The following is a 26,227-nucleotide window of genomic DNA, read 5'->3' as shown; positions in this document are numbered from 1 at the left end:
AGGAAATATTGGGATGAAATACCATCGTTTAAATGTATATCTTGCGGCTGCCGGATTGGCATTCTGCATGGGTTCAGCGATTGCTGAAACCAGCGTTTCTGTCGAGGTGAAGGATATTGGGAAACTGCAAAAGAAAGGCACGGTTTCTGTATTTGATGCCCCTAATAGTATAAAGGCGCATGCTGCAAGTAATTATAAATTTCACAAAGCTGAAAATGAGGGGGTTGTCGTTATTGCTCCCAATGCACCCACTGCGCAGGCTGATGCAAAAAATGCACAAAAAAAGCCGTTATCAAGCAGCCAAGCTCTGGCCAATGACAGTTCATTCACCCCGCTGTGTCCGACTCTTGCCGTAAACACCATTTATACGCTGGACGGACTGCAAAGTGGAGGCAGCGCCTGTTATCACTTTGAAATCACTCAGCGTTCTAAAACAACCGCGTTCGTCGTAGGCATGAGCCCTGAAACCGATATTGCTCTTAGTTTGATGCGGGATGATGGTCAGAATAATGTGACAGCAATTAATTATTCAAATCAGGCGGGAAATGCTGATGAGGCTACGTTGGATTTAACTCCACCGGGGCACTATTACTGGTTTATGGAGGCCAATACGGCAGATGGTTCTGCTTTTAATTTTGGTGCTATCGTAAATACTAATGCTGATGCCTATGAGTTAAATGATATTCCTTCATTGGCTTATCCTTTATCTGATAATTTGAAAGAGGTTGAAGCTAACTCTGATAGTGATTCTGATGTAGATTACTACGAATTTATCGCACTACGCGGCCAGCATGTTTTGTTTCGTCTTGATGGCATTACTAGTGGGACGAATAATAATTGGTTACTTGCGTACTCGACTAACGGTGGGAATTCCTGGGTAACCAGTTCTACGGGACAGGAAAATACGATCGTTCCCTCCCAGCCAAATGAAAAAATTCTGGTAAGAGTTTTACCAAATCCATCAGCGTTGCCGACAGTATCTCAGAAATATAAGTTGTCTGTAGGCTCCAAAATTGCTGGATTCACTTCTTCTGTTAAAGGAGAGGATACGGTTCTACGTATTCCAAATGCGGCTCCGACAGTTTATGGTTTCATGACTACGCAAGCCTATCGCGATGTTACCTGGAACGTTCGTATTACCGATTCAACTGGAACTGGTATTCCAAATATTATTGCGCTTTTTTACCTCGACCAACGAGAAAATAACGGTAATTTGGAGTTTAATCCGAGTAACGGTCATGGGGCAATAACTGATGCCAACGGAGTTGCATCGGGAACCGTGAAACTGGATGCCTGTCAGGCTGATTACACCACGGAGTTCCAAGACTATAGTCAGGGTTATATCAATACGTGGAGAACAACCTATGATGTTGGTGCATGGAAGATCACAGTCCCTTATCAGTATGATGTTGGTGTAGGTGGTAACAACTCTAAGTACGTCACATTTGGGCACATCTGCAAGCAAACCTTGTTGAAAAGCGTAAGATCCTGATACGCATAAGCCAATGAAATACTAGGCCGCCTTATCCTCGGGCGGCCTTTTTGTAGGCGCTCTCATGGTTTTGCCTCCACAGCGTTGGAGCTGATTGAAACTGGGCGGTAAGGTTTTCGGTGAAAGGGCCCCCACTCGAAGTTGATTGTACATAATGCTAAGTGTCGAGTTACTTACTGACTAAATAGTTATTAAATTCAATTTATTACATTTTATCTGGCAGGGTGTAATTCGCTGTGAATTCAGCACAATTTTCTTGCTGAAGTAAAAGATAATAAATACGATTCTCTGCGGGAATAGCTCAGTTGGTAGAGCACGACCTTGCTAGGGGCGCGAGTCCGAGTCTCGTTTTTCTCTCCAATTGCGGGAGCGATGCTGTGTGTATTCAGGCAAGAGCCGTTACCGTACAGCCATCAGTTCTGGAAAACACCTAACCTGACGTTGACAGTACATATCGCCGGACCGATGGGGCAATTATTTCTGAATAATCTCGTTCGTTTCCATACTGATAATACCCTGCGTGGTGAGATGGATTTTAGTCATGGATACTATATTGCTATTAGCATTCAATTAATTATTTAAAAAATAATCTCATGCTATTTCTATTCTAAAGAATTCTGAAAAATAGCCGTTAAGACTATATTAGGGGGTAATACTGCCTAATTTAGAAAGTTCCAAATCTTGCATTCAGGAAAAATCACCTTATTCGGATTACTCAACGATAAGATAATCTTGAGACGACCTATCACGTTACATCGGCGGTTGGTGGATAGTTTTAATCGAATTCTTGGCAGTTCTGATGCTCACTACGCATACATTCTACTACGTGGTCAGCATATTTTACGGTGTACTGGTGTCCCAGCTCAGGAAGATGTTGGTGTAGAAGGAAAAAGCGCTACTCATGTCACATTTGAGCACATTTGCAGGGAAACCTTGTTGCACAGCGTTAAATCATGGCACACAGGAGCGAATGGTATTATGAATAGCATTTCTACGTTTGGATCGTATGCAGTTGCAGATTCAGGGCAAAGTCCTCGAACGATGAATAGCCAGACTGAACAACATGCCGCGAAGAGTAAAGCTGTGTTAACTGGGGAAACCATTGAGCGTCAGGTTGTAGAGATAAGCCAAGAAGCCCTTGCTAAATTTCAGGAATACACTGCAAAGCAGAAGGTCGGCGATACGGCATCTGAGCAGCTAAGAACTGTTGAAGGAGCGAGAGTTGGGCAGCCAGGTTATATAAGTGAGGAAGATCAAACTAGGCTAATGGAGGCAATGCTTGCGTCCAGTCTGGACGAATACTTAGGAGTATTGGATGAGGTCTCGAGTAATCTTTCCTCAGTAACGAAGCAAATTGATCAGGCTTATTCGTCTTTTCTGGATCAACTTGCTGAAGACCACCCTGACTTGAAGGACGCATTTTTTGGATTTAGTGTGAATAAAGATGGGACGCTTTCTGTGACGCAGTCAGGAGATCTGAATAGAGAACAAGTTAATCGTTTGGAGAAGGTATTGAATGACTCTGATGAATTAGTCGCCTTGGCCAACGATTTGGCGGATGCTCAGATTGCGGTATTTAATACAATTCGTGGGGCCAATCCCGAAAAGACACTTAATCGAGATAATTATGCCCAAACCATTGATATGGGGATTGACCTCCTAACAAGGCATCTCGCACGTTCCGCCCCTCGTGATGGTTCTGCTTCGGAGATTCACCAACGTAACTGGGATAGCAACTGGTATAACCAATTATAAGTAAGAACATAAGATTCCCCAGGCAGTAAACGACGTAACGCGAAACCTCTTAATGCCTAAGTGGTTTAGTCGTGGAGGCGGGCTTATAGCTTTGCCTCCACAGCGTTGGGGCTGGTTAAAACTGGACGGTAGGGTTTTCAGTGAAAAGGGCTTGCCACGTTAAGTTGATTGGTACATAATGCTGACCGTCGGATCGCTTTTTTAGTAAATAGTGATTAAATTCATTGTGTTACATATGATTTGACAGGATTTAATCAGTTTTGGTTTCGGCACAGTTTCTTGCTGAAAGTAAAAGATAATAAATCCGATTCTCTGCGGGAATAGCTCAGTTGGTAGAGCACGACCTTGCCAAGGTCGGGGTCGCGAGTTCGAGTCTCGTTTCCCGCTCCAAAATTCTTCATCGTTTTTTCCAATACCTTCCAATACCTTCCAATACACTGATATCAGGTTCTTATCTCTGTACTGCTATGAATTCATCCTTGTTAAATATTTATACCCTAAGACGCCTTTAGACGCCGATTTTCCAGCTGCTTGTTCAATCCTTTACTGCGATTAAGAACATCGAGCGTAGCAGCAGATTAACGCTATCTTAGTTGAGTTCTTGACATGTTGTTCAGAAATTAGCATCGAACGCGGCTATTTCATACTATTCCAGATAGTGTTACCTGTTTTAAGAAGATCCAGCATCATCATTGGAAGTCCCTGTACAGGATTTCCGTCGATCAGGTTAAATCCATTCTTTAACCCTGTTTCGGTGACGAAGAATACCCCATCGACATTTCGAAAGTCCGGTTCCTCAGAATGCAGCGTAATCTCGCTGGAGGTTTCAACGATAAAGTTTTGATTTCCAGTCTGTGCATAGACGGAGAATTTACCAGCGAAAGGCTGGCTTTCATTTACAGTGCCCTGACCGAAAGTGTTCACAACTTCTTCCAGGAATTCAAAATCTGTTCGATGATCGAATGAAAAGCCAGGATCGAGTACATAGCGTAAAAATCCCGAATCCAGCGATGTTTTAGCGATTCCATCACCGTTTAGTATGCGTGTGGCTGTTGCAGTATCCGTTTCGGTAAATTTAAACGTCTGCATGTGCCCACTGGTATCATATATTCCTCCGCTATTGACGTTGGCACTTACGCCCCCAAACATACGATAGTCACCCAGATCTCTCGCCAGAGCGTCCACATATCCCAAGTCTGTTCCTTGCTGTTGAGTCTGAGCGTACAACTCGGACAACATACTGCGATCCTCATTGGTGAGGAAGTTAACAGAGGACATCTGCATCGTAGTTTCGGTTAATTGTGTCTGAACTGACGGGATGGTATCTGTACCACCAAACAAGCGAGACATCATCAGCCCTTTACCACTTATTTGGGTCTGTTTGGTCGATAATATCTCATCCTGCGCGCTATTTACCTGGGCAGGCAAGGGGCGAACTGTTTTTTGGTCGTCGCCTGATATATTTTTCATCTGAGCGTATGCCGCTGTGGATGTATTGATAATCATAATGGAAATTTTCCCTTGCCTGTTTTTTAAAGGAAGCTTGAAATATCTCGCTACCGTCAATTAGAACGATGTGAATAGTTCATTAGGTTAATAAGTATATTCCCAAGTAATGCTCTCTTTTTGTGATGGGTGTAGATTCTCTCCGGGTTTTCCCGTAAGTTTGTGCTGAATTTGAATCCGTGCGCCGTAATCAAAACGTAATTCATTGAATTGTGACGTTGTTCCAGATATACCTTTAGGTACAACAATACATTTTGTTGGTGATGTCTGATAAGGTAGATAATAACATATGTCGACACTTTCAGTATATGCAGTGGGATAGGACGCTACGCTATAATTTACCTGAGTCAGCTTCTTGGCTTTGCTCAATGTTCCAGAAGGAAACTTTGTTGTACTAGCATGAAACTGGTTCAATGCAGGGGTACTTGAGCCATCAGAATAAACAAATCTTATTTGCGCCGCTTCTGTACTACTGATACTGCCAGTGGCGGCCATCAAAGGAAACGCTGCTACACTGGCAGCAATCAGTAGGGACAAAGAAACAAATTCCTTCTTCATGATTTCTCCTAGATATTTTTATGTTTTTTTACTCATTACAGATCTTTTCTGCATTAGGCATCATTGTGCATTGTGGTATTTTCTGCTCTCGATATCAGGATGTCAGTCTCTTGACCGCCTTGTTATGAGGCAATAAATGTCCAGCCATTGTGTCAGCAGATCCGGTAATTTGTTAACGGTTCCTATATGACGATTTCCTTCCAGCCAGTGTATTACGACTCGGTTGGGTGTCCTATACGAATCCCGCATTCACTATCCATTATTAACGGAATAAGAAAAGTGAAATTTTATGTTTATAAAAAATAAGTCTAACAGATGAGCGTTAAAGTGTGTCGAATGTTGTTTGTCTATAACGGATCTGATTTTTAATAATATATATCATACACATCTATAGTTTGACTGTTGTTTTTTAATTGGTGTTGTCGCTTAACAATATGATTATAGTTATTATTATTGCGATCATTGTTTTTTTGTGTGTTTTTTATTTGTTGTGGTTGGTTTTTATTATTGTTAGTGCTTTATGATTTCGACGAATTCATATGGAAATAAATTAAAGTTTTTGTCACCTTTGCCGTTAAATTTCATAAAGATTAACATTGTTTTTTAGCGATCCTCTGGAATTATGGCGGAGGGAATAATATTACTTCGCCACTGGAATGGACTTGTGGCGTAGATTCAAGGTCTGTGCCGCATCTGAGCTGGGCGAATGTTCCGTCATACAGGCAAAGAATGTTGGATTCACAATGAAATAATAAGTAGACGATGTATTTTTACTGATAGACGAGAGGTCGTGTTTTGTATAAAACGCATCGCTAGCGCTATTGTTATGTATGTTATGGGGACGTTATGCATCATTGACGTCCCTTTTTTGACTCGATCAGCTTTAGTTGAATAGCACTGCGGTATGTTCAATGTCATTGCATCGCTGCTTTTAATAGGGGCAGATTATGGAAAAAATAAATTCACTTGATGTTGTATCCAGCCACTATGGTTGGAAAAAGCGCTGTTGATGCAAAGGCTATAGCATCGGTTAAAGAGAATAATGCAACAACGACGAACAATGAGAGCACTAAGGTATCCGCACTCGCTTGTCAGTTAAGCGAAACTGCTATTCGGGCTGCCGCCTGAGATGCAGGAACCGATCGTGATGGTTTAGGGGCGATCGCCAGATCGGTCACTGAGAAGCTGTTAGGCGCGGGCTATGATATGAACAAAGTCGCTCATGATGGTGAAGTGCCTAAAACAGAAGACCCCGATTTATTAGTTCGGGCCAAACAAGCGACCAGCTTCGTGAATGGTGATGGTGCAAATCCGTTCAGGGGGATGCCTCGCGAGCAATTAGCGTTGATCGCCTACGATGAAAGTGGCGATTTCACCGTCAATGAAAGACGTGCGGCCTGGTTGGAGTCTTATGATCAAGAGCAGCAGTGGAAGCGTGCAGCGATCGCCAAAATGGATGAGGAGTATAACCGTACTGGGCAAGTCTCTTCTGGTACATTCTAAGAGATTCTGAAGCATTACAAATCCTTACCAGCAATTGAAGAAGCACAATTGCCCAGAGGATACGATGCGCAGCTATTGTCTCAGATTCAAGCTTCGGAAAGCGGTGACTTACCTCAGAGCGTAAAAAACTTGCAAGCATTTCTGGATCGTATGACGGAGAGTTTGACTTTTCCTAAAGCACAAACAGTAGGATAATTCGACTACTGTGATGTTTTTGGGGATCAGCAAAGGGGCAAGGATGTCTGATGAAAGAATAACGGATCTGATCTGTTTACAAGGTATTTCACACACCTACAGTACCGGTGCTTCCTCTCAATCGGTGCTGCACGATATTTCACTGTCCATTCCTGCCGGGCAAAGTTGTGCGATCGTGGGCGCATCGGGTTCCGGCAAAAGTACCTTGCTCAATATTATCGGTTTGCTCGATCAGCCTGTATCTGGCCGTTTATTGATCGCTGGGCAAGATATGTCTCAGGCGAGTGCTGATGATCGTGCGATCGTGCGCAATCAAGTCATTGGCTTTGTCTTCCAGAGTTTTAATTTACTGCCGCGTCTGGATGCGTTGGACAACGTTGCGCTTCCCCTGACCTACCGTGGCGTCTCGCGGCAGGCTGCCCGGCAAGCCGCGCAAGTACAACTGGCGCGCGTTGGTCTTGCCGAGCGAACCCACCATCGGCCAGCCGACCTGTCTGGCGGCCAGCGTCAGAGGGTGGCCATTGCGCGAGCACTGGTTGGTGAACCCGCACTTTTGCTAGCGGATGAACCGACTGGCAACCTCGACAGCCAAACGGCTGATGACATCATCACGCTATTGCTGGCATTGAACCGCGAACAGGGGACGACGCTCGTGATGGTGACGCATGACGAAGGCATGGCCTGCCGTATGACCCGACGCATTCAGGTACAAGATGGTCGAATCTATGAGGTGAGTCATGTCTGATTCTCGTTCACGGATGGAAGATCGTCAGGTGCGCCGATGTCACTATGGCCCTTCACTGCAACAGCGCCTGCTTGAGCCGTTGAACAGCCTTATTCTTCTGGGACGGCGTGCTGTGCTGGCCCTCCTTGGGATTGCGGTTGGATGTGGAGCGGTTGTCGCTTTGCTTAACATCGGGCACAACGCAGAAACCGAAGCTATGGGTGTATTCCGAGGCATGGGCAGTGACCTGCTGGTTGCCACCGTTCAGAATCGAGTGGGGAGTCATGCAATTGGCTCGGCTCCCGCTGATTTGGATATCCCCGTTTTGCGGCAGGCTCTGCCCGATATTCAAGCCGCAACGGCCTTAATTATTACCTCGACTGAGGCTCGGCTGCGCGGCCGTTCACTCAGTACTATGGTGGTGGGGAGCAGAGCGGAATTGTCGGACGTATTAGAGCTGAGGCTTGCGCAGGGCCGCTACCTGAGTGATTTCGATGAGCAAAGTACCTACATCGTGTTGGGTGCGAATGTTGCGGAACAGTGGGCATCGGAAGGGGGCGTAGCTGCCTTAGGTGAGCGCGTGCAGGTGAGTGGATACTTGTTTGAGATTGTAGGCATTCTTCAGCCACAGGGGCGCAACCCTCTGGTTCCCGTCTCGGTTGATGACTCCATCCTGATGCCTATCTCAGGTATGCGCCGTGTCATGCCTGCTCCACAAATCGTCAGCGTGATTGCACGCAACAGCAGCAGCGATACGCTGATGCAAACGGGTTCACAGTTAAAGGATTATTTGACCCCTCTGATGCCGAAGCTTGATATCGATGTGCAAATCCCACAGCAGCTACTGGAGGGAATGGCGCAGCAGTCGCGGATGTTTTCATGGCTGCTGGCGGGGCTGGGAGGGATTTCCCTGCTGGTCGGTGGGGTGGGGGTGATGAACGTCATGGTGATGAATGTGTCCGAGCGGCGTCGTGAAATTGGTGTTCGTATGGCACTGGGCGCGCGACCGCGTGATATTGCGGGGCTGTTTTTGCTGGAGGCTGTTGTGTTGTCTGCTTGTGGAGCCCTGATCGGGGCGGTGTGTGGCGTTGCGGCGGCGTGGCTGTTTGTCTTTTTTTCAGATTGGTCCGCCTTCTCACTTTCGGCATTGTCACTTCCCCTTGGCATTGGCAGTTCATTGGCGATTGGTCTGTTTTTTGGGCTTAACCCAGCAATGACTGCGGCTCGGCTTGAACCCGTACAGGCGCTACGCGATGCGTAAATCTATCCTGTGTTTACTGATTTTTTATGCCCATCAAGGGTATGCAGAAATGGCTTTAAATCCTTCTCAGGCGACGCGACAGGGGCTGGCGACAGCCAGTACATCGCTGAATGCACAAACTATCGATCTCACGCTGAGCGATGCGATTTATCTTGGATTACGTGACAATCGCGCGATCCGTAGCGCCTATCTGGATCGTATCTCGCAGAAATTTGATCTTCGTGTTGCAGAGGATCGTTTTACTCCCAAACTGTCACTGACGGGCAGCTACCTTTCCAATCGTAATCAAAGCGATCGTTATCGGCAGGGCAATCTAACGCCGACGTCGACACTGCTCACGCCTTATGGCACCCGTTTCAGTCTGGGCTGGACCTACCGCCACACGCAGGCTGATAGTGTGGGACTGTCACGTAATGATGGCGCGAACATCACGGTGATTCAGCCTTTACTTCGCGGTGCCGGTAAAGATGTCACGACCGCACCCGTTCATATTGCGCAGCTGACTGAGCAGTTAAATCGTCTGACGCTGAAATCCACCGTTTCACAGACGATTACCCAGATTATCGCCGCCTATCGGGAACTGCTGCGCTCGCAGGAGCAACTGCAAATCGCGCGTGATGCGCTGGCACGTGCACGCGAACTGGTTGAGGTCAACCGTGCGATGATTGTCGCAGGGCGCATGGCTGAATTTGAAATTGTGCAAACCGAAGCTGAAGTTGCCACACAGGAGCTGGCGCATGAGGAAGCCAGAAACCAGCTGGATACCGCGCGCCTTGCGTTGCTGCAACTTCTGGCACTGGATTTAAATACGTTGATTGTGGCAACGGAATCAATGCAGGCACAGCACGTTGATGTCAATGCCGTGCAGGCGTTGAAACAGGCCGAAGCCTCCCGACCAGCTTATCTCGCACAGATCATCGCCAACGAGCAGGCGGCACTCGGTCTGGCGGTGGCTCGTAACGATCGCCTGTGGGATGTCTCGCTAATCGGGGGCGCGAGTCAGGTGCGTGACCGTGCAGCACAGAGTAGCACCTCACGAACCTGGGAGAATTATGTTGGTGTTCAGGTGGAGATCCCTATCGGCGATCTAAGTACCCGCCAGGCGGAGCTACAAGCGCGAGTCAATGTGCGTAACCAGCACATTCAACTGGATGAAGTCAGGCAGCAACTTGAACGCGATGTTGCCAATGCGGTGCGTGATATCGGTACGCGCTGGCGGCAGTTCGAGATCTCCCAGCGTGCACGCGATTTGTCGCGCCGCAAGCTGGAAATTGAACGAGAAAAGCTTACGGTTGGGCGTTCCAGTAACTTTCAGGTGCTGAGTTTCGAGAATGATTTACGCAACGCTGAAAACGCCCGTCTGAATGCTCTTATCAGCTACCTCAATGCGCAGGCTGAATTGGATGAGACGCTGGGCACCACATTACAAAGCTGGGATATCGCACTCAATGATTAGGCATCACTTTTGGTCTCAGGTGCGCCGGCGTCACCTTATTGTATTGTTGCTGATCGTGGCGCTTGGCATGCTCACTTGGCTGCTGGCTGGGCGTACGAATGAACAGGAAAGCGCGCCTCAGGGGCAATGGCTACCTGTCCAACCCCAATTATTGGAGAATCAATTAGGATTGGTTGGACGAATTCAGGCCGCGAGGCAGACAACGCTAGCGGCCCCTTTTGAAGGCATTATCCGCGAGGTACTGGTGCGTGAGGGCCAACGAATCGAGCAAGGGCAAACGCTACTAATACTGGACCCTGGGCAAATTGAGATTCAGTTACGTCAGGCGCAGGCCGAAGTGCTCAAGACGCAGCGCGAGGTTCAATCGCTCAGGCAGTGGGAGCAAAGCGCTGAGGTATCACGTGCGCGGCGTGCGGTAAGCTCAGCTCGGTCTACTTTTAGCAATACGCAAGCCAATCTTCGGGATACACAGGCACTGTTCGAACGTGGCATCGTCGCGCGTATGGAAGTTGATACGTTGAAGCAGCAAATTCGTTCGCAGGAGCAGGATCTGATCGCAGCACAAGAGGAGTTACGAACGGTGCTGGCGCGTGGGAACGGTGAGGATCGTACGATTGCGGAGATGGAACTGACGAATGCACAGGTGCGCTATCAGACGCTGGCTACTCAGGTTGAACGACAGACCGTCAAGGCACCGTTTAGCGGTTTTGTGGTGCGCCCGGCTACGCCTGATAATGGTAAACCTGTAGTCATCCAACCTGGTTTGCTGGTCAGCCAGGGAGCGCCGTTGTTTGGCGTCATTGCTCAGGACCGTTTTCAGGTGGCGACTCGGGTAGAAGAGACTGATCTGCATCAACTGCAAGAGGGGATGGTGGTTAACGTGACCGGGGATGGGTTTGCTGGACAAACCCTGACAGGAAAGGTTGCTTCGATTGATATGCAGGCTGATGCTGCTGAGATGTCAGGTAGCGGTGCTTACTATGATGTGGTGGTGTCACTTGATACGCCGTTGGCGGATTTAAGGCAAAATATTCGACTGGGGATGAGCGCACGGCTGGCTATTATTGTCTATCGTAACGAGCAGGGCATCGCGGTGCCTGCACAGGCAGTGCATACTGATGAGAATGGTCATGCCTATGTGATTTACCGTCCGACTGCTGACACACCATCAAAGAAAATCAAGGTGACGTTAGGGAAAACGGTGGCGCAGGGCGTAGAAGTCTCCGGGCTGGAGGCCGGTGAGGTACAGATTCCTTAATTATCGACTTAAGCATGTGCATGTGCCGGATACTAGAAACGATAATTGTGAGTATGTCGGTTTCTACTTTTTGACTCAGAAGTGGGTGTTAGGGGCGCTAGCACATGCTTGCCGTTTATTTCCCCTGAACCCCCGCCTCGAAAATTGGCGACCATAGGACTATTGATTTTGCTTATTCAGCCTTTCCCGCAGTAGTTGTATTGCTTCCCATTGGGATATTACGTGGTAAAAGCAGGTCGAATAGATTGTTCAGCGGGTTCGCATTTTTCCCTGGCTCGCCGGTCACAAAGTTGTAATCCATTTCGATTAGATGTTTGAGTCGAGATTCGTAGTTGGCGGGAGCTTGTACCTGTTCGATTAACGGCAAGCCTTCATAGTGTTCCAGAACAAGTTTGAAGAACTCTGTTTGTTTAAATTCCCCCCGATTCCATTCTTGCTTGCTTTGCGCTACGACTCGGTGGCTCCAGGCGCTTTCTATTTCATTTGACTCATGCAATGCCGCTCTGCGCTCGTTGACGGTAAAGGTATTGCTATCATCGTAAATAATGAGTGAGAGCTGATCGCGAGAGAGTCCTTTAAAAGGGTTTGAGCCATGACCGTTAGCGAAGTCATTAGCTTGCTTTGCGCGAGCAAGTAATTGCGGGTCATTAGTATCAGGTAATTCTTCAGCCAGCGCTTTTCGGCGGCTTTCATAGCTGCTACCAGCCAGTTCTTCGATGACCGAATGTGCATATGACGCCAGTTTTCCACGGCTATTGCTGTTATCCCTCGCTTCTGCGCGTGTTGCGGCATCATTCAACTGCCGTGCCAGCGACGATACGCTGCTTTTATCTTTTGTTGTTGATTCATTTGAGGAGACGGATGACGTCGTTTTGTTCGACGTGTTGCCTGTTACCGAAGATGAGTTTGTTTTTACGGTGTCTCTAACATCAATGCTTTTGGTGGCGGGAAGGTTATTTAAATTAATCATCTTCAGGTTTCCAGGTAGCAGGCTGACATCTGGGTGTTGTGTTCATACCATAGGGCGGAATACAGCGTCTGCGCGCTGTAGCCATAAGACTCAGACAAACCGCGATATGGGTATTAGTATAAAATCGGCAATTGAATTAAATAACTTTAATTCTTTGTGGTTATGTTGAAATAGATTTATAGCCCGTGTTGATATATTAGGTGAGCGTTTTACTGAGCTTATTATTATTTAATTCCAGTGATGTTTTATTTTAATATTATTTCTATTAAATTATATTCATTGCTAATGTTTTGATGTGACTATTCTGAATGCGTTAAATTTTAGCGCACTTTCTCGTGGTGTTATTACGGGAAAACAGGGTGTTGCAAACTTGTCACCGAAGCGTGATACCTGAGGCGTTTACTTGTAGACTGCTCGCACTATTCTCATCTTGTTACCCCACATCATTCGAGTGGTGAAAAAGTTTCTACACCACCGCCCAACATGTGATGTACGTCGACAAAAGGATTTGCCATGTCCGCCCATTCTCCATTGTTAAAGTTTTATCTGGCTATTGGCCTGCTTCAGGGGTTGCTCCTTGTCGCGGCGCTGGAAATGAAAGAGGGCGTTCTTCAGGGAATGCTCATAACGATGGCGGTGGTTGGCGGCATCAGTCTGCAATTGCTGGAACGCACTCTCTTTGTGAAAAAGACGTGGCTGTTGGCCGGCGTGCTGACCGTGCTGATGACCGCCATCAGCGGCTGGATCCTCTTCGAAAATGGACTATTCCGATTGCTGGATTCCTGGGTGCTGTGTGGCATCCTCCTCGGTTATATCTGCTGTACTTTCATTTGCAGTTGGCCAGACCGTGAAGGGCGGTGGCCGTCCTATGACGCACTCTGTAAACACGCCTGGAGCAATATTTTTACTGTGCTATTGGCCTGGCTACTCGTTCTGGTCGTCGTGTTGCTGCTCGTGCTGTGCGGCATGCTGTTCAACATGTTGGGATTCCGGCAGGTAAATAAAGTATTCAGTCATTACCGATTCTATATGCTGCTTTTGCCGGTGGTGTTTTCTCTCGGCATGTATATCGGAATGACCAAAGAAACCGTAATCGGGTTGCTGCGCGGAATTCTGCTATCGACTTGCCGTTTTCTGCTGCCGTTTAGTGCACTGATTACGGTAGTTTTCACCTTGACGCTGCCTTTTAGCGGGCTGGAACCGATATGGAAGACAGGCAGTTCCACCGCCATTCTATTATGCCTGATGGGCGTAAACCTCTTTCTGATTAACTGTGCGTCTCAGGATGATAACGAAGGCCGTGCTTACCCGTTGGTTTTACGCGGGCTGGTTAGCGCCAGTGTGATGTGCCTGCCGATTTTGGTGGGACTAGCGGGCTATTCCAGCTGGCTGCGCATCGAACAGTATGGCCTGACGCCTTTCCGTTTTCAGTCGATTTTCGTCGTGGCGATCGCGATGTTTTATAGCCTGGCGATGGTATGGGCCGTCATCCGCCGCTCTGGCGTCTGGTTGGGGAATTTGCGCAGCAGCAATCCGCTGCTCGCGGCTGTCACCTGCGTTCTGATGGTATTGCTGCATACGCCGTTGTTAAACCCAGAAGCGTTTAGTGCGAGAAATCAGGTTCAGCGTCTGCTTAGCGGGAAAACGCCGGTCGATGAATTTGACCTGTGGGCGCTGCGTGATGAGTTAGGGACGGCGGGCAGGCAGCAGTTTACCTGGCTGGCTGAAGAATTGAAGCAAGACCGGATACTGGATGAGGCAGGACGTCAGGCACTGCGCGATCGGTTGCAGGGGCGCCCCGCAAAAGTACTCCCCGTTCAGGTCGAATGGGTGGGGCCGTTGGAGGACGGAGTTGAAAGCATGTTGCAGGGCGATAATCTGGGCAATAGGTGCAGAGAAATTGCTTGCCTGCTCTTTGCGATTGATTTGACCGGTGATGGCCATAACGAGGTGCTCATTTTCCCCAGAGTAGGCTGGGGAGGTGGTGGCAAGATTCTCGCTCGTGATGAACAGGGGCAATGGCAGATTGCGGCCAGCCTGTTTAGCACGATGGGCACGGAACGACTGATTACACTGATTAAGAACGGCAAGGTTGAAGCGGTTACGCCACGCTTCAAGACGGTCAGGATCGGTGAGCAGAATATGGAGATCACGTATCCCTGATTTCACGCTACGTTAGGTATTACTTATTGATTCGATACAGACAACGGATTGGTGATAGCGATCACGTTTCTGTACTTTAGCCGCATGCGAAAACACATGAGGATAAAGTGATGTCAGTAATTAATACCCAAGTTAAACCATTCAAAAACATGGCTTTCAAAGACGGTCAATTCATTGAAGTGACTGAGAAGAACATCGAAGGCGAATGGAGCGTGTTCTTCTTCTATCCGGCTGACTTTACGTTTGTCTGCCCGACCGAACTGGGTGATGTCGCTGACCACTACGACGAATTCCAACAGCGTGGCGTGGAAATCTATTCTGTTTCCACCGACACCCACTTCACGCACAAAGCATGGCACAGCAGCTCTGAAACCATTGGCAAAATCAAATACACCATGATCGGTGACCCAACCGGCCAACTGACGCGTAACTTTGAAAACATGCGCGAAGCAGAAGGCCTGGCCGATCGCGGTACGTTCATCGTTGACCCACAGGGCATCATTCAGGCGGTAGAAATCACGGCTGAAGGCATTGGTCGCGATGCCTCTGACCTGCTGCGCAAAGTGAAAGCGGCGCAGTACGTGGCTTCTCACCCGGGCGAAGTGTGCCCAGCCAAGTGGAAAGAAGGTGAGGCTACGCTGGCACCGTCTCTGGATCTGGTTGGAAAAATCTAAGCTAACACCTCGGAAAATATGACTGTCTTGTCGGGTGCGTTGCACCCGATTTTTCTGGCCCGGCTTTTTGGGGCCAGCACCCCGCACGATTTTGCTTTTGTACCTACTTGCCTAATTAAGGACGACCAATGCTCGACAATACGATGAAAGTCCAGTTGAAAGCCTATCTGGAAAAATTAACCAAACCTGTTGAGTTGGTTGCGACTCTGGATGACTCTGCTAAATCTGCTGAAGTCAGAACCCTGCTGGCTGAGATTGCTGAGCTGTCCGATCGGGTAAGTTTTATTGAAAAGAATGATCTGGCAGTACGTAAGCCTTCATTCCTGATTACCAATCCAGGTTCCCAAAGCGGCCCGCGTTTTGCTGGTGCGCCAATGGGACACGAATTTACCTCCCTGATTCTGGCGTTATTGCAGGTGGGCGGTCATCCGTCGAAAGAAGCGAAAGAATTACTCGATCAAATCCGCCATCTTGACGGTTCGTTCCACTTTGAAACGTATTACTCGCTGTCCTGCCACAACTGCCCGGACGTAGTGCAGGCGCTGAATTTAATGGCGGTGTTGAATCCGAATATTACTCATACCGCGATTGATGGCGGGGTGTTTCAGGATGAGATCCAAAGCCGTAATGTCATGGGCGTTCCCACCATTTTCCTGAACGGCGAGCACTTCAGTCAAGGTCGGACGAGCCTGGCTGAGATTGTGACTAAAATCGATACTGGCGCAGGCGCTAAACAGGTTGAGAAGCTGAACCAACGCGACGTCTATGATGTGTTAATCATCGGTAGCGGCCCGGCGGGTGCAGCAGCGGCGGTCTATTCGGCGCGTAAAGGCATCCGCACCGGATTAGTCGGTGAGCGCTTTGGCGGTCAGGTACTGGATACCGTCGATATTGAAAACTACATTTCCGTGCCGAAAACGGAAGGGGCCAAACTGGCGACCGCGCTGAAGAGTCATGTTGATGACTACGATGTCGACGTGATCGACGCGCAGAGTGCAGAAGCCTTAATTCCTGGCGGTGAACCGGGTAAACCGCATCAGGTGATCACCGTATCCGGCGCGACGCTGAAAGCGCGCAGTGTGATCATTGCGACCGGCGCGCGTTGGAGAAACATGAATGTACCCGGCGAAGATCAGTACCGTACGCGTGGCGTAACATACTGCCCGCACTGTGATGGCCCGCTGTTTAAAGGTAAGCACGTCGCGGTGATTGGCGGCGGAAATTCCGGTGTCGAAGCGGCTATCGATCTGGCTGGCGTGGTGAAACATGTCACGCTGCTTGAGTTTGCCCCAGAACTGAAAGCGGATTCGGTATTACAGGAAAAAGTACGTAGCCTGCCGAACGTTGACATCATCCTGAATGCGCAAACTACCGAAGTGAAAGGCGATGGGCAGAAGGTGACGGGGCTGAGTTATAAAGATCGTATTACCGAGACGGTGCATGATGTTGCGCTGGAAGGGATCTTCGTACAGATTGGCCTGCTGCCTAACACACACTGGCTGGAAGGCACGGTAGCCAGAAACCGCATCGGTGAAATTGAGATCGATGCTAAGTGCGAAACCAGCGTGAAAGGGGTCTTTGCTGCCGGCGACTGTACGACGGTGCCGTACAAGCAGATCATTATCGCGACGGGTGAAGGTGCAAAAGCGTCCTTGAGCGCTTTTGATTATCTGATCAGAACCCGCGCATAACATCGGCCTGTTGAGGACGAAGGTAGATATATTTGCCATCCTTCTGTTTCTCTGACGACGATCTTAACGTTCCGCGCGGCGATGCCTCATAAAGAGGTGTCGCCGCGTTTTTTCTTTTGATCATAAAATTCCCCTTCGATCGTAAAAATTAGATCTCAGCCCTTGCTAAAGGACAATAAGAAATCCATAATGCTCGCCGCTTTGTGCTGTTGCCCGTTTTTTACTGTCTACGCAGCATCATATTTCGAGCACAAGCGTTACCTCAAATCCACATCATTTTTTTATCAGTTAATACAAAAAATAATATTCTTCTTAACAGACTTATCCACAGGCTATCTGTTGGTTATTTATTAATCACGCTATATTTTTGATAAAATACTGTAGAGTATCTTATTGATATCTATTCATAAATTTTACTTATAAAACGGTATAACTATCGCTTGTACTTTTTGTGACAGTTGATTGGCAACGGTTTTTTTTATTTATTCACAGCGCGTGCGACAAACTGATGACAAGAGTTTGAGCGGCTCACGCATCACGCGGTAATCCTTTCTCTACTGCACGAATAAGTCGCTTTTTCTGTGTGGATTGGACGTCAATTTCCAGTAACGCGCGACGTTCCAACTGCTGACGAATCGCCCAGTGGATATGTTCATCCAACAGTTCGCTTTCACCCAGACGAGCTTGCAGCGCCAGCACGATACTATCCTGATAGGGTGCATTCCCCAGTGCGACGGCAATATTACGTAGCCAGCGGAGATGGCCGATGCGCCGGATCGGCGATCCTTCCGTAATGCGCAGAAATTTCTCTTCATTCCAGCCGAATAGCGTCAGTAGCTCTGGCGTATGCAGCGCGGCACGCGGGCTGAAATCCGCCTCGTCGGTAAGCTGTGAAAACCGATTCCACGGGCAAATCAGCTGACAATCATCGCAGCCATAGATGCGATTACCCATTAGCGGACGAAATTCTTCAGGAATCGGACCTTCCAATTCGATCGTCAGATAGGAAATGCAGCGGCGGGCATCAACGGTATAAGGTGCGACAATTGCGCCGGTTGGGCAGGTGGTCATGCAGGCGACACATCGACCGCACTGTTCTTCCTGTGGGCGATCGACGGGCAGGGGTAAATCGATCAGCAGTTCGCCGAGAAAGAACCAGGAGCCCGCTTCTCGGTTCAGAATTAGTGAGTGTTTACCAACCCAGCCAAGCCCGGCTTTCGCAGCCAAAGGGCGTTCCATAATGGGTGCTGAATCGACAAAGGGGCGAAAATTCAATTCACCGCAGTATTCCTGAATCTGGTCACCGAGCTTTTTCAGACGCTGGCGTAGCAGCTTGTGGTAATCGCGGCCCAGCGCATAACGGCTAACGTAACCGAGCTCTGGGTTTTTTAAGGTACTGGCGAATGCGGCTTTGGCAGGCAGATAATTCATACGTACACTGATGACGCGCAGTGTGCCGGGCAGCAATTCATGCGGACGCGATCGTAACATGCCGTGGCGCGCCATCCAGTCCATTTCTCCGTGGTATTGCTTATCCAGCCAGTCCTGAAGCCGAGGTTCTTCTGCGGACAAATCGGTGTCGCAGATGCCGACCTGCTGGAACCCTAATGCCTGTCCCCATTGTTTGATGTGTTGTGCTAATTCGTTGAGATCGTAGGGGTATGACATGATGGGGCCACAGAAATAAACAAGACGCGCTGATGTTACCATATTCGCGCCGCAGAGCCGATGCCTGCTGAGACGTGCGGAATGCTGGCGGTCGTTTAGGTTGCTTGCTAATTTTAAGTCATTGTAATGAAAAAATTGTCATGAAAACGAAGAGCAAATGATGACGTGTCACGACCGGAAGCGAGAAGATGATTTGCCTGACTCGGTGTTTTACGCCGAGTGGGTGCGGCGTGAAGAAGCCAGAGCGGCCAGTGAGTCGGGGCTTTCGCTGTGGGAACTCATGCAGCGTGCGGGAGAAGCCGCATTTCAGGTGGCTCGCCAATGCTATCCCTCTGCTCGACGCTGGCGAGTGCTGGCTGGACACGGCAATAACGGCGGCGATGGATATGTGGTCGCCAGTTTGGCGCTGGCGGCGGGTATGGAGGTCGATGTTGTTGCCTGCACCAGCGATAAGCCGCTGCCCGACGAGGCTCATCTTGCCCGGCAGCGCTGGCTGGAGCAGGGCGGTCATATCCAGGAGGTTAGTGCGCAGGATGGCGATATGCCGTGGCCGGACGGGATCGATCTCATTGTGGATGGTCTACTGGGAACCGGTCTTTCTGCTGCCCCGCGTGCGCCTTATACTACGTTAATGACGCAGGCGAATGCCTATCCCGCTCCCATTGTTTCACTGGATATTCCCTCTGGCTTACATGCTGAAACCGGCGCCTGTGCAGGCGTTACGATTTGTGCGGCGCAGACGGTGACGTTTATCGCGCTGAAACCGGGACTGCTGACCGGTCGCGCCCGTGAGCACGTCGGCACATTACATTATCATTCGTTAGGGTTGCAGGCGTGGCTGGACGATCAAACCGCGCCGATACGGCGGCTGACCGCGGCGCAACTTCCTGAGTGGTTGACGCCTCGTCCAGCTGGACAACATAAAGGTGATAACGGCAGGCTGCTGGTGGTAGGCGGCAACGTCGGCTTAGGCGGTGCGGTATTGATGGCTGCGGATGCAGCGTTACACAGCGGCGCAGGATTAGTGCGAGTACTTACTCACAAACAGTATCAATCGGCGTTTCTGACGGCTCGGCCTGAGCTGATGGTGCAAGAACTGACGACAGAGACGCTGCGACAGGGGCTGGAATGGGCTGATGTCGTGGTGATTGGTCCCGGTTTAGGGCAGGATGAATGGGGCAAAAGCGCGCTGCGTCTGGCAGAAAATTGTAACAAACCCATGTTATGGGATGCGGATGCGCTTAACCTGCTGGCAATCAACCCGCATAAGCGGCAAAATCGCGTGCTGACACCTCACCCCGGTGAGGCGGCACGTTTACTGAATTGCCGCGTCTCTGATATTGAAAGTGATCGCTTACTTGCGGCCACAAAGTTGGTAAAACGCTATGGTGGCGTTGTCGTATTGAAAGGTGCGGGAACGGTGATTGCCAGCGAGCGAGACGAGGTTGCCATTGCTGATGTAGGAAACCCCGGTATGGCGACAGGTGGCATGGGTGATGTGCTGTCGGGTATCGTTGGCGGTTTGCTGGCGCAAAAGCTCTCGCTGTATGATGCTGCCTGTGCAGGGTGTGTCGTTCACGGTGCGGCGGCCGATTGGCTGGCAGCGCGACGCGGTACCCGAGGTATGCTGGCAACCGATTTACTGCCTGTGTTGTTCCGATATGTTAATCCCGAGCGGGTGTTTCTCGAGCCGATGCTTTCAGAACCTATGTTTTTAGAACAATAGATAGAATGAAAAAAATAGTCTTACTTCTGCCGGATGAGGCAGCAACGATTTCTTTAGGTACGGCGCTGGCGAAAGCCTGTGACGGTGCTTGTGTTATCCACCTTTATGGCGACCTCGGTGCGGGGAAAACGACGTTTAGTCGCGGTTTCCTACAGGCGCGCGGTCATCAGGGCAATGTTAAAAGCCCCACTTATACGCTGGTCGAGCCTTATGCGTTATCGCCGCTGGCTGTCTACCATTTTGATCTCTATCGACTGGCCGACCCGGAAGAGTTGGAGTTTATGGGGATCCGCGATTATCTGACACAGGATGCCATCTGCTTGATTGAATGGCCGCAACAGGGCGCAGGCGTGCTGCCCGATGCGGATATCGAACTGCATTTGCGCTATCAGGATCAGGGCCGACAGGCTGAACTGTCCGCTGTCTCTGCGGCGGGAGACGCGATGTTGCAACGTTTTTCTCTTCAGCCAGGAACAACAGAATCATGATGAGTCGTATGGTTAAGCTGTTCATCGGCGTATGGCTGTTGCTGGCAAGCTCGGCGTGGGCGGCCAATCTGTCGGATATCAAGGTGGATAATGCATCAGGTCAGGCTACGGTGCGCCTGAGCTTTAGCGGTCAGCCGATTTATGCTTTTTTCCCACTCAGTAACCCCGCCAGAGTGGTCATCGATATTCGTCAGACTGGCGTCATTCAGGGGCTGCCGCTGGATTTCAGCGGGCAAAATCTGATTAAGCGTGTGCGAACCAGTAACGCGCAGGACGCACAAAGCCTGCGTTTGGTGCTGGATTTAACCCAAGCGGCTAAAACGCGTGCGGTGACGCAAAAAGAAGGATCGGGTTACGCTGTTGTTTTCACCATCACGGGCGATAAAGCCAAAACGGTGCAAGCTTCTGCGCCTCCGGCTTCACGTCAGCAAAATAGCGCGCCGGCAGAACCGGCCAAAAATCCTTTTACCAACAAACCGACTGTTGCCGTCAATACCAGTTCGTCATCTACTCGTGCGCCAGCACGACAGGGGAATGAACGCGTTGTTGTGGCGATTGATGCGGGGCACGGTGGGCAGGATCCAGGGGCGATTGGCACGAACGGGCTGCGGGAGAAAAATGTCACCATTTCTATCGCGCGTAAGCTACAAATTTTACTGAATAACGATCCGGCCTTTAAAGGCGTGCTGACGCGTGACGGCGACTACTTTATCTCCGTCATGGGGCGTTCGGACGTGGCGCGTAAGCAGGGCGCGAATTTGTTAGTGTCGATTCACGCGGATGCGGCGCCGAACCGTAATGCTAAAGGCGCGTCTGTTTGGGTACTGTCCAACCGCCGTGCGAACAGTGAAATGGCAAACTGGCTGGAGCAGCATGAGAAGCAGTCTGAACTGCTGGGCGGTGCGGGCGATCTACTGGCGAACAGCAGTGCCGATCCTTACCTCAGTCAGGCGGTACTGGATCTGCAATTTGGTCACTCCCAGCGGGTGGGGTATGACGTCGCGACCAAGGTGCTGCGTGAGCTTCAGCGTGTCGGAGGGCTGCATAAACGACTGCCTGAGCACGCGAGTTTGGGCGTGTTGCGCTCGCCGGATATTCCTTCTCTGCTGGTGGAAACTGGATTTATCACCAATGTCTCGGAAGAGCGGCTGTTGGGGAGCAACGACTATCAGGAAAAACTCGCCAATGCGATTTATCAGGGTCTGAGAAGTTACTTCCAAACTCACCCGATTCAATCCCTCCCAAAGCAGGAAAGCCGCCCACTACAGTCGGCGGCAAGTGATAGAGCAACGTCGGGCGGTAACGTAACTGCGGCAAAAGCGAGTGCGGGCAGCACGCGTCATACCGTCGCGCGTGGCGAAACGCTCTCTTCCATTGCCCGGCGCTATGGCGTCAGTCTCGCGGCTATGCGTGACGTGAATAAGCTGAACAAGGACATCGTCTGGGTTGGGCAGCGCTTGAATATTCCGGCGACAGGAACGAAGCAGACGGCATCGACACCTGCGCTCAAAAAGGTCGCACCAGTGAAGCATAAGGTCGTAAAGGGTGATAGCCTGAGTGCGATTGCTGCCCGGTACGGTGTCAGTATGAAAGAGATCCAACAGGCGAATAATATGCGCTCCGGCGCGGTACAGCTGGGGCAAACGCTGGTTATTCCGTCTGCCTGATTCTTCATGCTGGCGATGTCGATAGATTGAGGATAGTAAGAGGGATACGCCATGCCGATTCAGGTGTTGCCACCGCAACTGGCTAACCAGATCGCTGCCGGAGAAGTGGTTGAGCGTCCGGCTTCGGTCGTGAAGGAGCTGGTGGAAAACAGTCTGGATGCAGGCGCGACCCGGATTGATATCGACATAGAACGCGGCGGCGCGAAGCTGATCCGTATTCGTGACAATGGCTCGGGTATCGGAAAGGATGAATTAACGCTGGCGCTGGCGCGTCATGCGACCAGCAAAATTGCGACGCTCGACGATCTGGAAGCCATCGTTAGTATGGGGTTTCGCGGCGAAGCGCTGGCGAGTATCAGTTCCGTCTCTCGTTTAACCCTGACATCGCGCACTGCCGAACAATCCGAAGCTTGGCAGGCCTATGCCGAAGGGCGCGACATGGTGGTAACGGTCAAACCTGCCGCCCATCCAGTGGGCACCACGCTGGAAGTGCTGGATCTGTTTTATAACACGCCCGCCCGCCGTAAATTTATGCGCACCGAAAAAACTGAATTCACACATATTGATGAGGTGGTGCGTCGCATCGCACTGGCGCGTTTCGATGTCGCCATCACACTGCATCATAACGGTAAGCTGATGCGGCAGTATCGTGCTGCGCCTGATAAAAACCAGTATGAACGCCGTCTGGGCAGCATCTGCGGTGCGACGTTCCTGCAACATGCGCTGGCGGTATCATGGCAACACGGCGATCTCACCATTCATGGCTGGGTGGCAGATCCGGTTGGGGCTAAACAATTACCGGATATGCAGTATTGCTACGTGAACCAGCGCATGATGCGCGATCGGCTGATTAATCATGCCATCCGGCAGGCGTATCAGGATCAGCTCAGCGACGATCAGCAACCCGCCTATGTGTTGTATCTGGAGATCGACCCGCATCAGGTGGATGTCAATGTGCATCCTGCCAAGCATGAGGTGCGGTTTCATCAGGCACGTCTGGTGCATGACTTCATCTATCAGGCGGTGATGTCCGTTCTGCAACAGGCATCCTCACCGGCGCTTGGCATGACAGAGCCAGAGACCGGGAAACCCGTGCAATGGCAGCAGGAAAACCGCACTGCCGCAGGTGAAAACCACTTTGCCCAGCCGTCACGTAGCGATAGTTCGCCGTCGTATGGTGGGAAAACGCCGCGCGCGGGTCATTCCGGTCAGGCGAGAGAGTCTGCTTATCCCGGCTATCAGTCAGAGAATCCGTACCAGAAGAAGCAGGGTGATCTGTATAAGGCGCTGCTGCAACCAGCGGATAGCGCAGCAAGTGCACCGCCGTCGTCTGGCGAGCGTATTTCTGTACCGTCGAGTCACATTATGTCGCCGGATAGGGTTGTCCCCTCCACGGTATCGCATGACGCACCGCCAACTCGAACCGCGACGGACACCGCAGCCAGCAATAATAAGCAACGTGCGCCGGTTGAACCACCGCTGGAAAGCCAATCGAACGGTTTTGGGCGGGTATTGACGGTTTATCCGCCGTGCTACGCGCTGTTGGAGTACCATAAGGGATTGGCGATGCTGTCGCTTTCCGTTGCTGAACGCTATCTGAAAGCGGTGCAGTTAACGCCGTCGGAAGAAGGGTTGCGGGCGCAGCCGTTACTGATTCCTCAGCGCCTGACGTTGAGTAAATCTGAGCTGAACGTTTTGTCTGCCCATCACGCTTTGCTGACGCGTTTTGGTATTGAAGTCGTGGTTGAGTCACAGCGTGCCACATTGCGTGCCGTACCTTTACCATTGCGCCAACAAAATTTACAAAACTTGATCTCTGAACTGATAGGCTATCTGGCCGACTATCAGACGGTTGAGACACAGCAGGTGGAACCTGGCGAATTGGCATCGTGGATGGCAACGCGATTGCAGAGTGAGCAGGAAAGCTGGAGTCATTCTCAGGCCATACAATTACTGGCGGATGTCGAGCGGCTTTGTCCGCAGTTGGCGAAAGCACCGCCGTCTGAACTTTTATTTATGATGGACATCCAGGATGCCATCAAGGCTTTAAAGCATGAGTGATGTAGAACAAGCGTCGTTGCCGCCCGCCATTTTTATCATGGGGCCGACGGCGTCAGGAAAAACGGCATTGGCAATGGCGTTACGAGAATATTTGCCGGTAGAGTTGATTAGCGTAGATTCCGCCCTCATCTATAAAGATATGGATATTGGGACGGCGAAACCGAGTGCGGAAGAGCTGGCACTGGCCCCGCATCGGTTAATCGATATTCTCGATCCGACAGAATCCTATTCTGCGGCCGATTTTCGCCGCGATGCGCTACGTGAGATGGCGGACATTACCGCTGCCGGGCGCATTCCCCTGTTAGTCGGGGGGACGATGCTGTATTTCAAGGCGCTGCTAGAGGGACTTTCTCCTCTGCCGTCAGCCGATGCCGCCGTGCGTCAACGTATTGAAGAGCAGGCAAAAGAAATCGGCTGGGAAGCGATGCATCGGCAGCTCAGTGAGATCGATCCGGTAGCTGCAATTCGGATTCATCCAAATGATCCGCAGAGACTCTCGCGAGCACTGGAAGTTTTTTTCGTTTCAGGTAACACTTTAACTGAACTGACAAAAACGTCTGGCGACGCGCTGCCCTATCAGGTTCATCAGTTTGCTATCGCCCCGGCGACGCGTGAATTGTTGCATGAACGGATTGAACAGCGTTTTCATCAGATGTTGGCGGCAGGTTTTGAGACAGAAGCCCGGACATTGTTTGCCCGGCATGACCTTCATACGGATATGCCCTCTATTCGTTGTGTTGGTTATCGCCAGATGTGGTCATATTTATCCGGTGAAATTGATTACGATGAGATGGTTTATCGGGGAATTTGTGCGACGCGTCAGTTAGCGAAGCGTCAAATGACCTGGCTGCGCGGTTGGGATGATGTCTGCTGGCTGGATAGCGAGAAACCGACTGAAGCACTGGACAAGGTCATACAGGTTGTTAGTGCATAGGTCGAGTGATTGTGTACAATCGGTGAGTCTCAGCGTGCAAGTTTTTTTACACCGTTATTTTAGAGCCATAGGGTTCTTTGTTACAAACAACATACAAATAAGGAAAATATAGAATGGCTAAGGGGCAATCTTTGCAAGATCCGTTCTTGAACGCTTTGCGTCGTGAACGTGTTCCGGTTTCGATTTATTTGGTTAACGGTATTAAGTTGCAAGGTCAGATCGAATCTTTCGATCAGTTCGTGATTTTGTTGAAAAACACGGTAAGTCAGATGGTTTATAAGCACGCCATCTCTACAGTTGTTCCTTCTCGCCCAGTCTCTCACCATAGCAACAATCCAGGCGGCAGCAACAACTATCACGGTAGTAACACGACTGCTCAGCAGCAGTCGCAGGAAACTGATGACGCCGAATAAGGCGTATTGTCAATTCACCACGGCGCGGGAGAGCTGGACGCATCGCTCGGCTCCTTCGCTGTGG

Annotated in this window: 21 protein-coding genes and 1 tRNA gene; 18 read left to right on the top strand and 4 right to left on the bottom strand. The window is 50.1% G+C overall.

Features of this window, described 5'->3' with window-relative positions; genetic code table 11:
* The first annotated feature begins 13 nt into the window (after positions 1–13).
* The 4 genes from BJJ97_RS22505 to BJJ97_RS02365 all read left to right on the top strand — a co-directional run bounded on the left by BJJ97_RS22505 (position 14) and on the right by BJJ97_RS02365 (position 3,637).
* Positions 14–1,492, top strand: coding sequence for a hypothetical protein (locus BJJ97_RS22505; protein WP_095992963.1), 1,479 nt, complete (start codon positions 14–16; stop codon positions 1,490–1,492).
* Positions 1,493–1,864: 372 nt separating this feature from the next.
* A complete protein-coding gene (locus tag BJJ97_RS02375; RefSeq protein ID WP_125460898.1) occupies positions 1,865–2,074 on the top strand; it encodes a hypothetical protein in 210 nt (69 codons plus the stop codon).
* Positions 2,075–2,470: 396 nt separating this feature from the next.
* Positions 2,471–3,247 (top strand): hypothetical protein, encoded by a 777-nt coding sequence (locus tag BJJ97_RS02370; RefSeq protein ID WP_095992962.1) that lies wholly within the window; start codon positions 2,471–2,473, stop codon positions 3,245–3,247.
* Between the two features lie 314 nt (positions 3,248–3,561).
* A tRNA-Gly gene (locus BJJ97_RS02365) sits at positions 3,562–3,637 on the top strand.
* Positions 3,638–3,883: 246 nt separating this feature from the next.
* Here BJJ97_RS02365 and BJJ97_RS02360 read toward each other — a convergent pair.
* Entirely contained in the window at positions 3,884–4,753 is an 870-nt protein-coding gene (locus BJJ97_RS02360; RefSeq protein WP_095992961.1) for a hypothetical protein, read from the bottom strand.
* 87 nt (positions 4,754–4,840) lie between these two features.
* Positions 4,841–5,311, bottom strand: a complete 471-nt coding sequence (locus BJJ97_RS21965; protein ID WP_125460897.1) for a hypothetical protein — start codon at positions 5,309–5,311, stop codon at positions 4,841–4,843.
* A 1,206-nt stretch (positions 5,312–6,517) separates the two neighbouring features.
* On the opposite strand from BJJ97_RS21965, the gene BJJ97_RS02355 reads away from it, so the two are divergent.
* The 5 genes from BJJ97_RS02355 (at position 6,518) to BJJ97_RS02335 (ending at position 11,708) form a co-directional block, all read left to right on the top strand.
* A complete protein-coding gene (locus tag BJJ97_RS02355; protein ID WP_095992960.1) occupies positions 6,518–6,814 on the top strand; it encodes a hypothetical protein in 297 nt (98 codons plus the stop codon).
* A gap of 238 nt (positions 6,815–7,052) precedes the next feature.
* The gene (locus BJJ97_RS02350) at positions 7,053–7,754 is read left to right on the top strand and encodes an ABC transporter ATP-binding protein (RefSeq protein ID WP_095992959.1); all 702 of its coding nucleotides are present in this window, start codon (positions 7,053–7,055) and stop codon (positions 7,752–7,754) included.
* On the top strand, positions 7,747–8,994 hold the full coding sequence (locus BJJ97_RS02345) for an ABC transporter permease (RefSeq protein ID WP_095992958.1): 1,248 nt from the start codon (positions 7,747–7,749) through the stop codon (positions 8,992–8,994). The genes BJJ97_RS02350 and BJJ97_RS02345 overlap by 8 nt, the downstream gene beginning before the upstream one ends.
* Entirely contained in the window at positions 8,987–10,450 is a 1,464-nt protein-coding gene (locus BJJ97_RS02340; RefSeq protein WP_095992957.1) for a TolC family protein, read from the top strand. Before BJJ97_RS02345 ends, BJJ97_RS02340 begins: the two co-directional genes overlap by 8 nt.
* Positions 10,443–11,708 carry an efflux RND transporter periplasmic adaptor subunit gene (locus tag BJJ97_RS02335; RefSeq protein WP_095992956.1) on the top strand — a complete coding sequence of 422 codons (1,266 nt, stop codon included), beginning with the start codon at positions 10,443–10,445 and terminating at the stop codon, positions 11,706–11,708. The genes BJJ97_RS02340 and BJJ97_RS02335 overlap by 8 nt, the downstream gene beginning before the upstream one ends.
* Positions 11,709–11,880: 172 nt before the next feature.
* On the opposite strand, the gene BJJ97_RS02330 is transcribed toward BJJ97_RS02335, so the two are convergent.
* Positions 11,881–12,678 (bottom strand): hypothetical protein, encoded by a 798-nt coding sequence (locus BJJ97_RS02330; RefSeq protein WP_095992955.1) that lies wholly within the window; start codon positions 12,676–12,678, stop codon positions 11,881–11,883.
* Between the two features lie 513 nt (positions 12,679–13,191).
* Here BJJ97_RS02330 and BJJ97_RS02325 point away from each other — a divergent pair.
* The 3 genes from BJJ97_RS02325 (at position 13,192) to ahpF (ending at position 17,206) form a co-directional block, all read left to right on the top strand.
* Entirely contained in the window at positions 13,192–14,841 is a 1,650-nt protein-coding gene (locus BJJ97_RS02325; protein WP_095992954.1) for a DUF4153 domain-containing protein, read from the top strand.
* A gap of 110 nt (positions 14,842–14,951) precedes the next feature.
* Positions 14,952–15,515 (top strand): alkyl hydroperoxide reductase subunit C, encoded by a 564-nt coding sequence (ahpC, locus tag BJJ97_RS02320; protein WP_095992953.1) that lies wholly within the window; start codon positions 14,952–14,954, stop codon positions 15,513–15,515.
* A 128-nt stretch (positions 15,516–15,643) separates the two neighbouring features.
* Positions 15,644–17,206: an alkyl hydroperoxide reductase subunit F gene (gene ahpF / locus BJJ97_RS02315; RefSeq protein ID WP_095992952.1), complete on the top strand. Its 1,563-nt coding sequence runs from the start codon at positions 15,644–15,646 to the stop codon at positions 17,204–17,206.
* 528 nt (positions 17,207–17,734) lie between these two features.
* Here ahpF and queG read toward each other — a convergent pair.
* Positions 17,735–18,874, bottom strand: a complete 1,140-nt coding sequence (gene queG / locus BJJ97_RS02310) for a tRNA epoxyqueuosine(34) reductase QueG (protein WP_095995310.1) — start codon at positions 18,872–18,874, stop codon at positions 17,735–17,737.
* 157 nt (positions 18,875–19,031) lie between these two features.
* Between queG and nnr the strand changes: the two genes are divergently transcribed.
* From nnr to hfq, 6 genes are all read left to right on the top strand, one after another.
* Complete coding sequence (gene nnr, locus BJJ97_RS02305; protein WP_095700698.1) at positions 19,032–20,600, top strand: bifunctional ADP-dependent NAD(P)H-hydrate dehydratase/NAD(P)H-hydrate epimerase; 1,569 nt, start codon at positions 19,032–19,034, stop codon at positions 20,598–20,600.
* A 5-nt stretch (positions 20,601–20,605) separates the two neighbouring features.
* Complete coding sequence (gene tsaE, locus BJJ97_RS02300; RefSeq protein ID WP_095700697.1) at positions 20,606–21,088, top strand: tRNA (adenosine(37)-N6)-threonylcarbamoyltransferase complex ATPase subunit type 1 TsaE; 483 nt, start codon at positions 20,606–20,608, stop codon at positions 21,086–21,088.
* On the top strand, positions 21,085–22,755 hold the full coding sequence (gene amiB / locus BJJ97_RS02295; protein ID WP_095992951.1) for an N-acetylmuramoyl-L-alanine amidase AmiB: 1,671 nt from the start codon (positions 21,085–21,087) through the stop codon (positions 22,753–22,755). Before tsaE ends, amiB begins: the two co-directional genes overlap by 4 nt.
* Before the next feature lie 51 nt (positions 22,756–22,806).
* The gene (mutL, locus tag BJJ97_RS02290) at positions 22,807–24,816 is read left to right on the top strand and encodes a DNA mismatch repair endonuclease MutL (protein ID WP_095992950.1); all 2,010 of its coding nucleotides are present in this window, start codon (positions 22,807–22,809) and stop codon (positions 24,814–24,816) included.
* On the top strand, positions 24,809–25,750 hold the full coding sequence (miaA, locus tag BJJ97_RS02285) for a tRNA (adenosine(37)-N6)-dimethylallyltransferase MiaA (protein ID WP_095992949.1): 942 nt from the start codon (positions 24,809–24,811) through the stop codon (positions 25,748–25,750). Before mutL ends, miaA begins: the two co-directional genes overlap by 8 nt.
* Positions 25,751–25,863: 113 nt before the next feature.
* Positions 25,864–26,163 carry an RNA chaperone Hfq gene (hfq, locus tag BJJ97_RS02280; protein WP_095992948.1) on the top strand — a complete coding sequence of 100 codons (300 nt, stop codon included), beginning with the start codon at positions 25,864–25,866 and terminating at the stop codon, positions 26,161–26,163.
* Positions 26,164–26,227: the final 64 nt, after the last annotated feature.

It is taken from the genome of Pectobacterium polaris, assembly GCF_002307355.1.
In the GTDB taxonomy this organism is placed as follows: domain Bacteria; phylum Pseudomonadota; class Gammaproteobacteria; order Enterobacterales; family Enterobacteriaceae; genus Pectobacterium; species Pectobacterium polare.
The sequence above is the reverse complement of the archived record's forward strand: the minus strand, read 5'-3'. Positions and strand labels throughout refer to the sequence as shown.

Bases quoted from the DNA above. Each gene is read 5' to 3' on its own strand.
- BJJ97_RS22505 (WP_095992963.1), top strand. From the start codon at position 14: ATGAAATACCATCGTTTAAATGTATATCTTGCGGCTGCCGGATTGGCA.
- BJJ97_RS02375 (WP_125460898.1), top strand. From the start codon at position 1,865: ATGCTGTGTGTATTCAGGCAAGAGCCGTTACCGTACAGCCATCAGTTC.
- BJJ97_RS02370 (WP_095992962.1), top strand. From the start codon at position 2,471: ATGAATAGCATTTCTACGTTTGGATCGTATGCAGTTGCAGATTCAGGG.
- BJJ97_RS02360 (WP_095992961.1), bottom strand. From the start codon at position 4,753: ATGATTATCAATACATCCACAGCGGCATACGCTCAGATGAAAAATATA.
- BJJ97_RS21965 (WP_125460897.1), bottom strand. From the start codon at position 5,311: ATGAAGAAGGAATTTGTTTCTTTGTCCCTACTGATTGCTGCCAGTGTA.
- BJJ97_RS02355 (WP_095992960.1), top strand. From the start codon at position 6,518: ATGAACAAAGTCGCTCATGATGGTGAAGTGCCTAAAACAGAAGACCCC.
- BJJ97_RS02350 (WP_095992959.1), top strand. From the start codon at position 7,053: ATGTCTGATGAAAGAATAACGGATCTGATCTGTTTACAAGGTATTTCA.
- BJJ97_RS02345 (WP_095992958.1), top strand. From the start codon at position 7,747: ATGTCTGATTCTCGTTCACGGATGGAAGATCGTCAGGTGCGCCGATGT.
- BJJ97_RS02340 (WP_095992957.1), top strand. From the start codon at position 8,987: ATGCGTAAATCTATCCTGTGTTTACTGATTTTTTATGCCCATCAAGGG.
- BJJ97_RS02335 (WP_095992956.1), top strand. From the start codon at position 10,443: ATGATTAGGCATCACTTTTGGTCTCAGGTGCGCCGGCGTCACCTTATT.
- BJJ97_RS02330 (WP_095992955.1), bottom strand. From the start codon at position 12,678: ATGATTAATTTAAATAACCTTCCCGCCACCAAAAGCATTGATGTTAGA.
- BJJ97_RS02325 (WP_095992954.1), top strand. From the start codon at position 13,192: ATGTCCGCCCATTCTCCATTGTTAAAGTTTTATCTGGCTATTGGCCTG.
- ahpC (WP_095992953.1), top strand. From the start codon at position 14,952: ATGTCAGTAATTAATACCCAAGTTAAACCATTCAAAAACATGGCTTTC.
- ahpF (WP_095992952.1), top strand. From the start codon at position 15,644: ATGCTCGACAATACGATGAAAGTCCAGTTGAAAGCCTATCTGGAAAAA.
- queG (WP_095995310.1), bottom strand. From the start codon at position 18,874: ATGTCATACCCCTACGATCTCAACGAATTAGCACAACACATCAAACAA.
- nnr (WP_095700698.1), top strand. From the start codon at position 19,032: ATGATGACGTGTCACGACCGGAAGCGAGAAGATGATTTGCCTGACTCG.
- tsaE (WP_095700697.1), top strand. From the start codon at position 20,606: ATGAAAAAAATAGTCTTACTTCTGCCGGATGAGGCAGCAACGATTTCT.
- amiB (WP_095992951.1), top strand. From the start codon at position 21,085: ATGATGAGTCGTATGGTTAAGCTGTTCATCGGCGTATGGCTGTTGCTG.
- mutL (WP_095992950.1), top strand. From the start codon at position 22,807: ATGCCGATTCAGGTGTTGCCACCGCAACTGGCTAACCAGATCGCTGCC.
- miaA (WP_095992949.1), top strand. From the start codon at position 24,809: ATGAGTGATGTAGAACAAGCGTCGTTGCCGCCCGCCATTTTTATCATG.
- hfq (WP_095992948.1), top strand. From the start codon at position 25,864: ATGGCTAAGGGGCAATCTTTGCAAGATCCGTTCTTGAACGCTTTGCGT.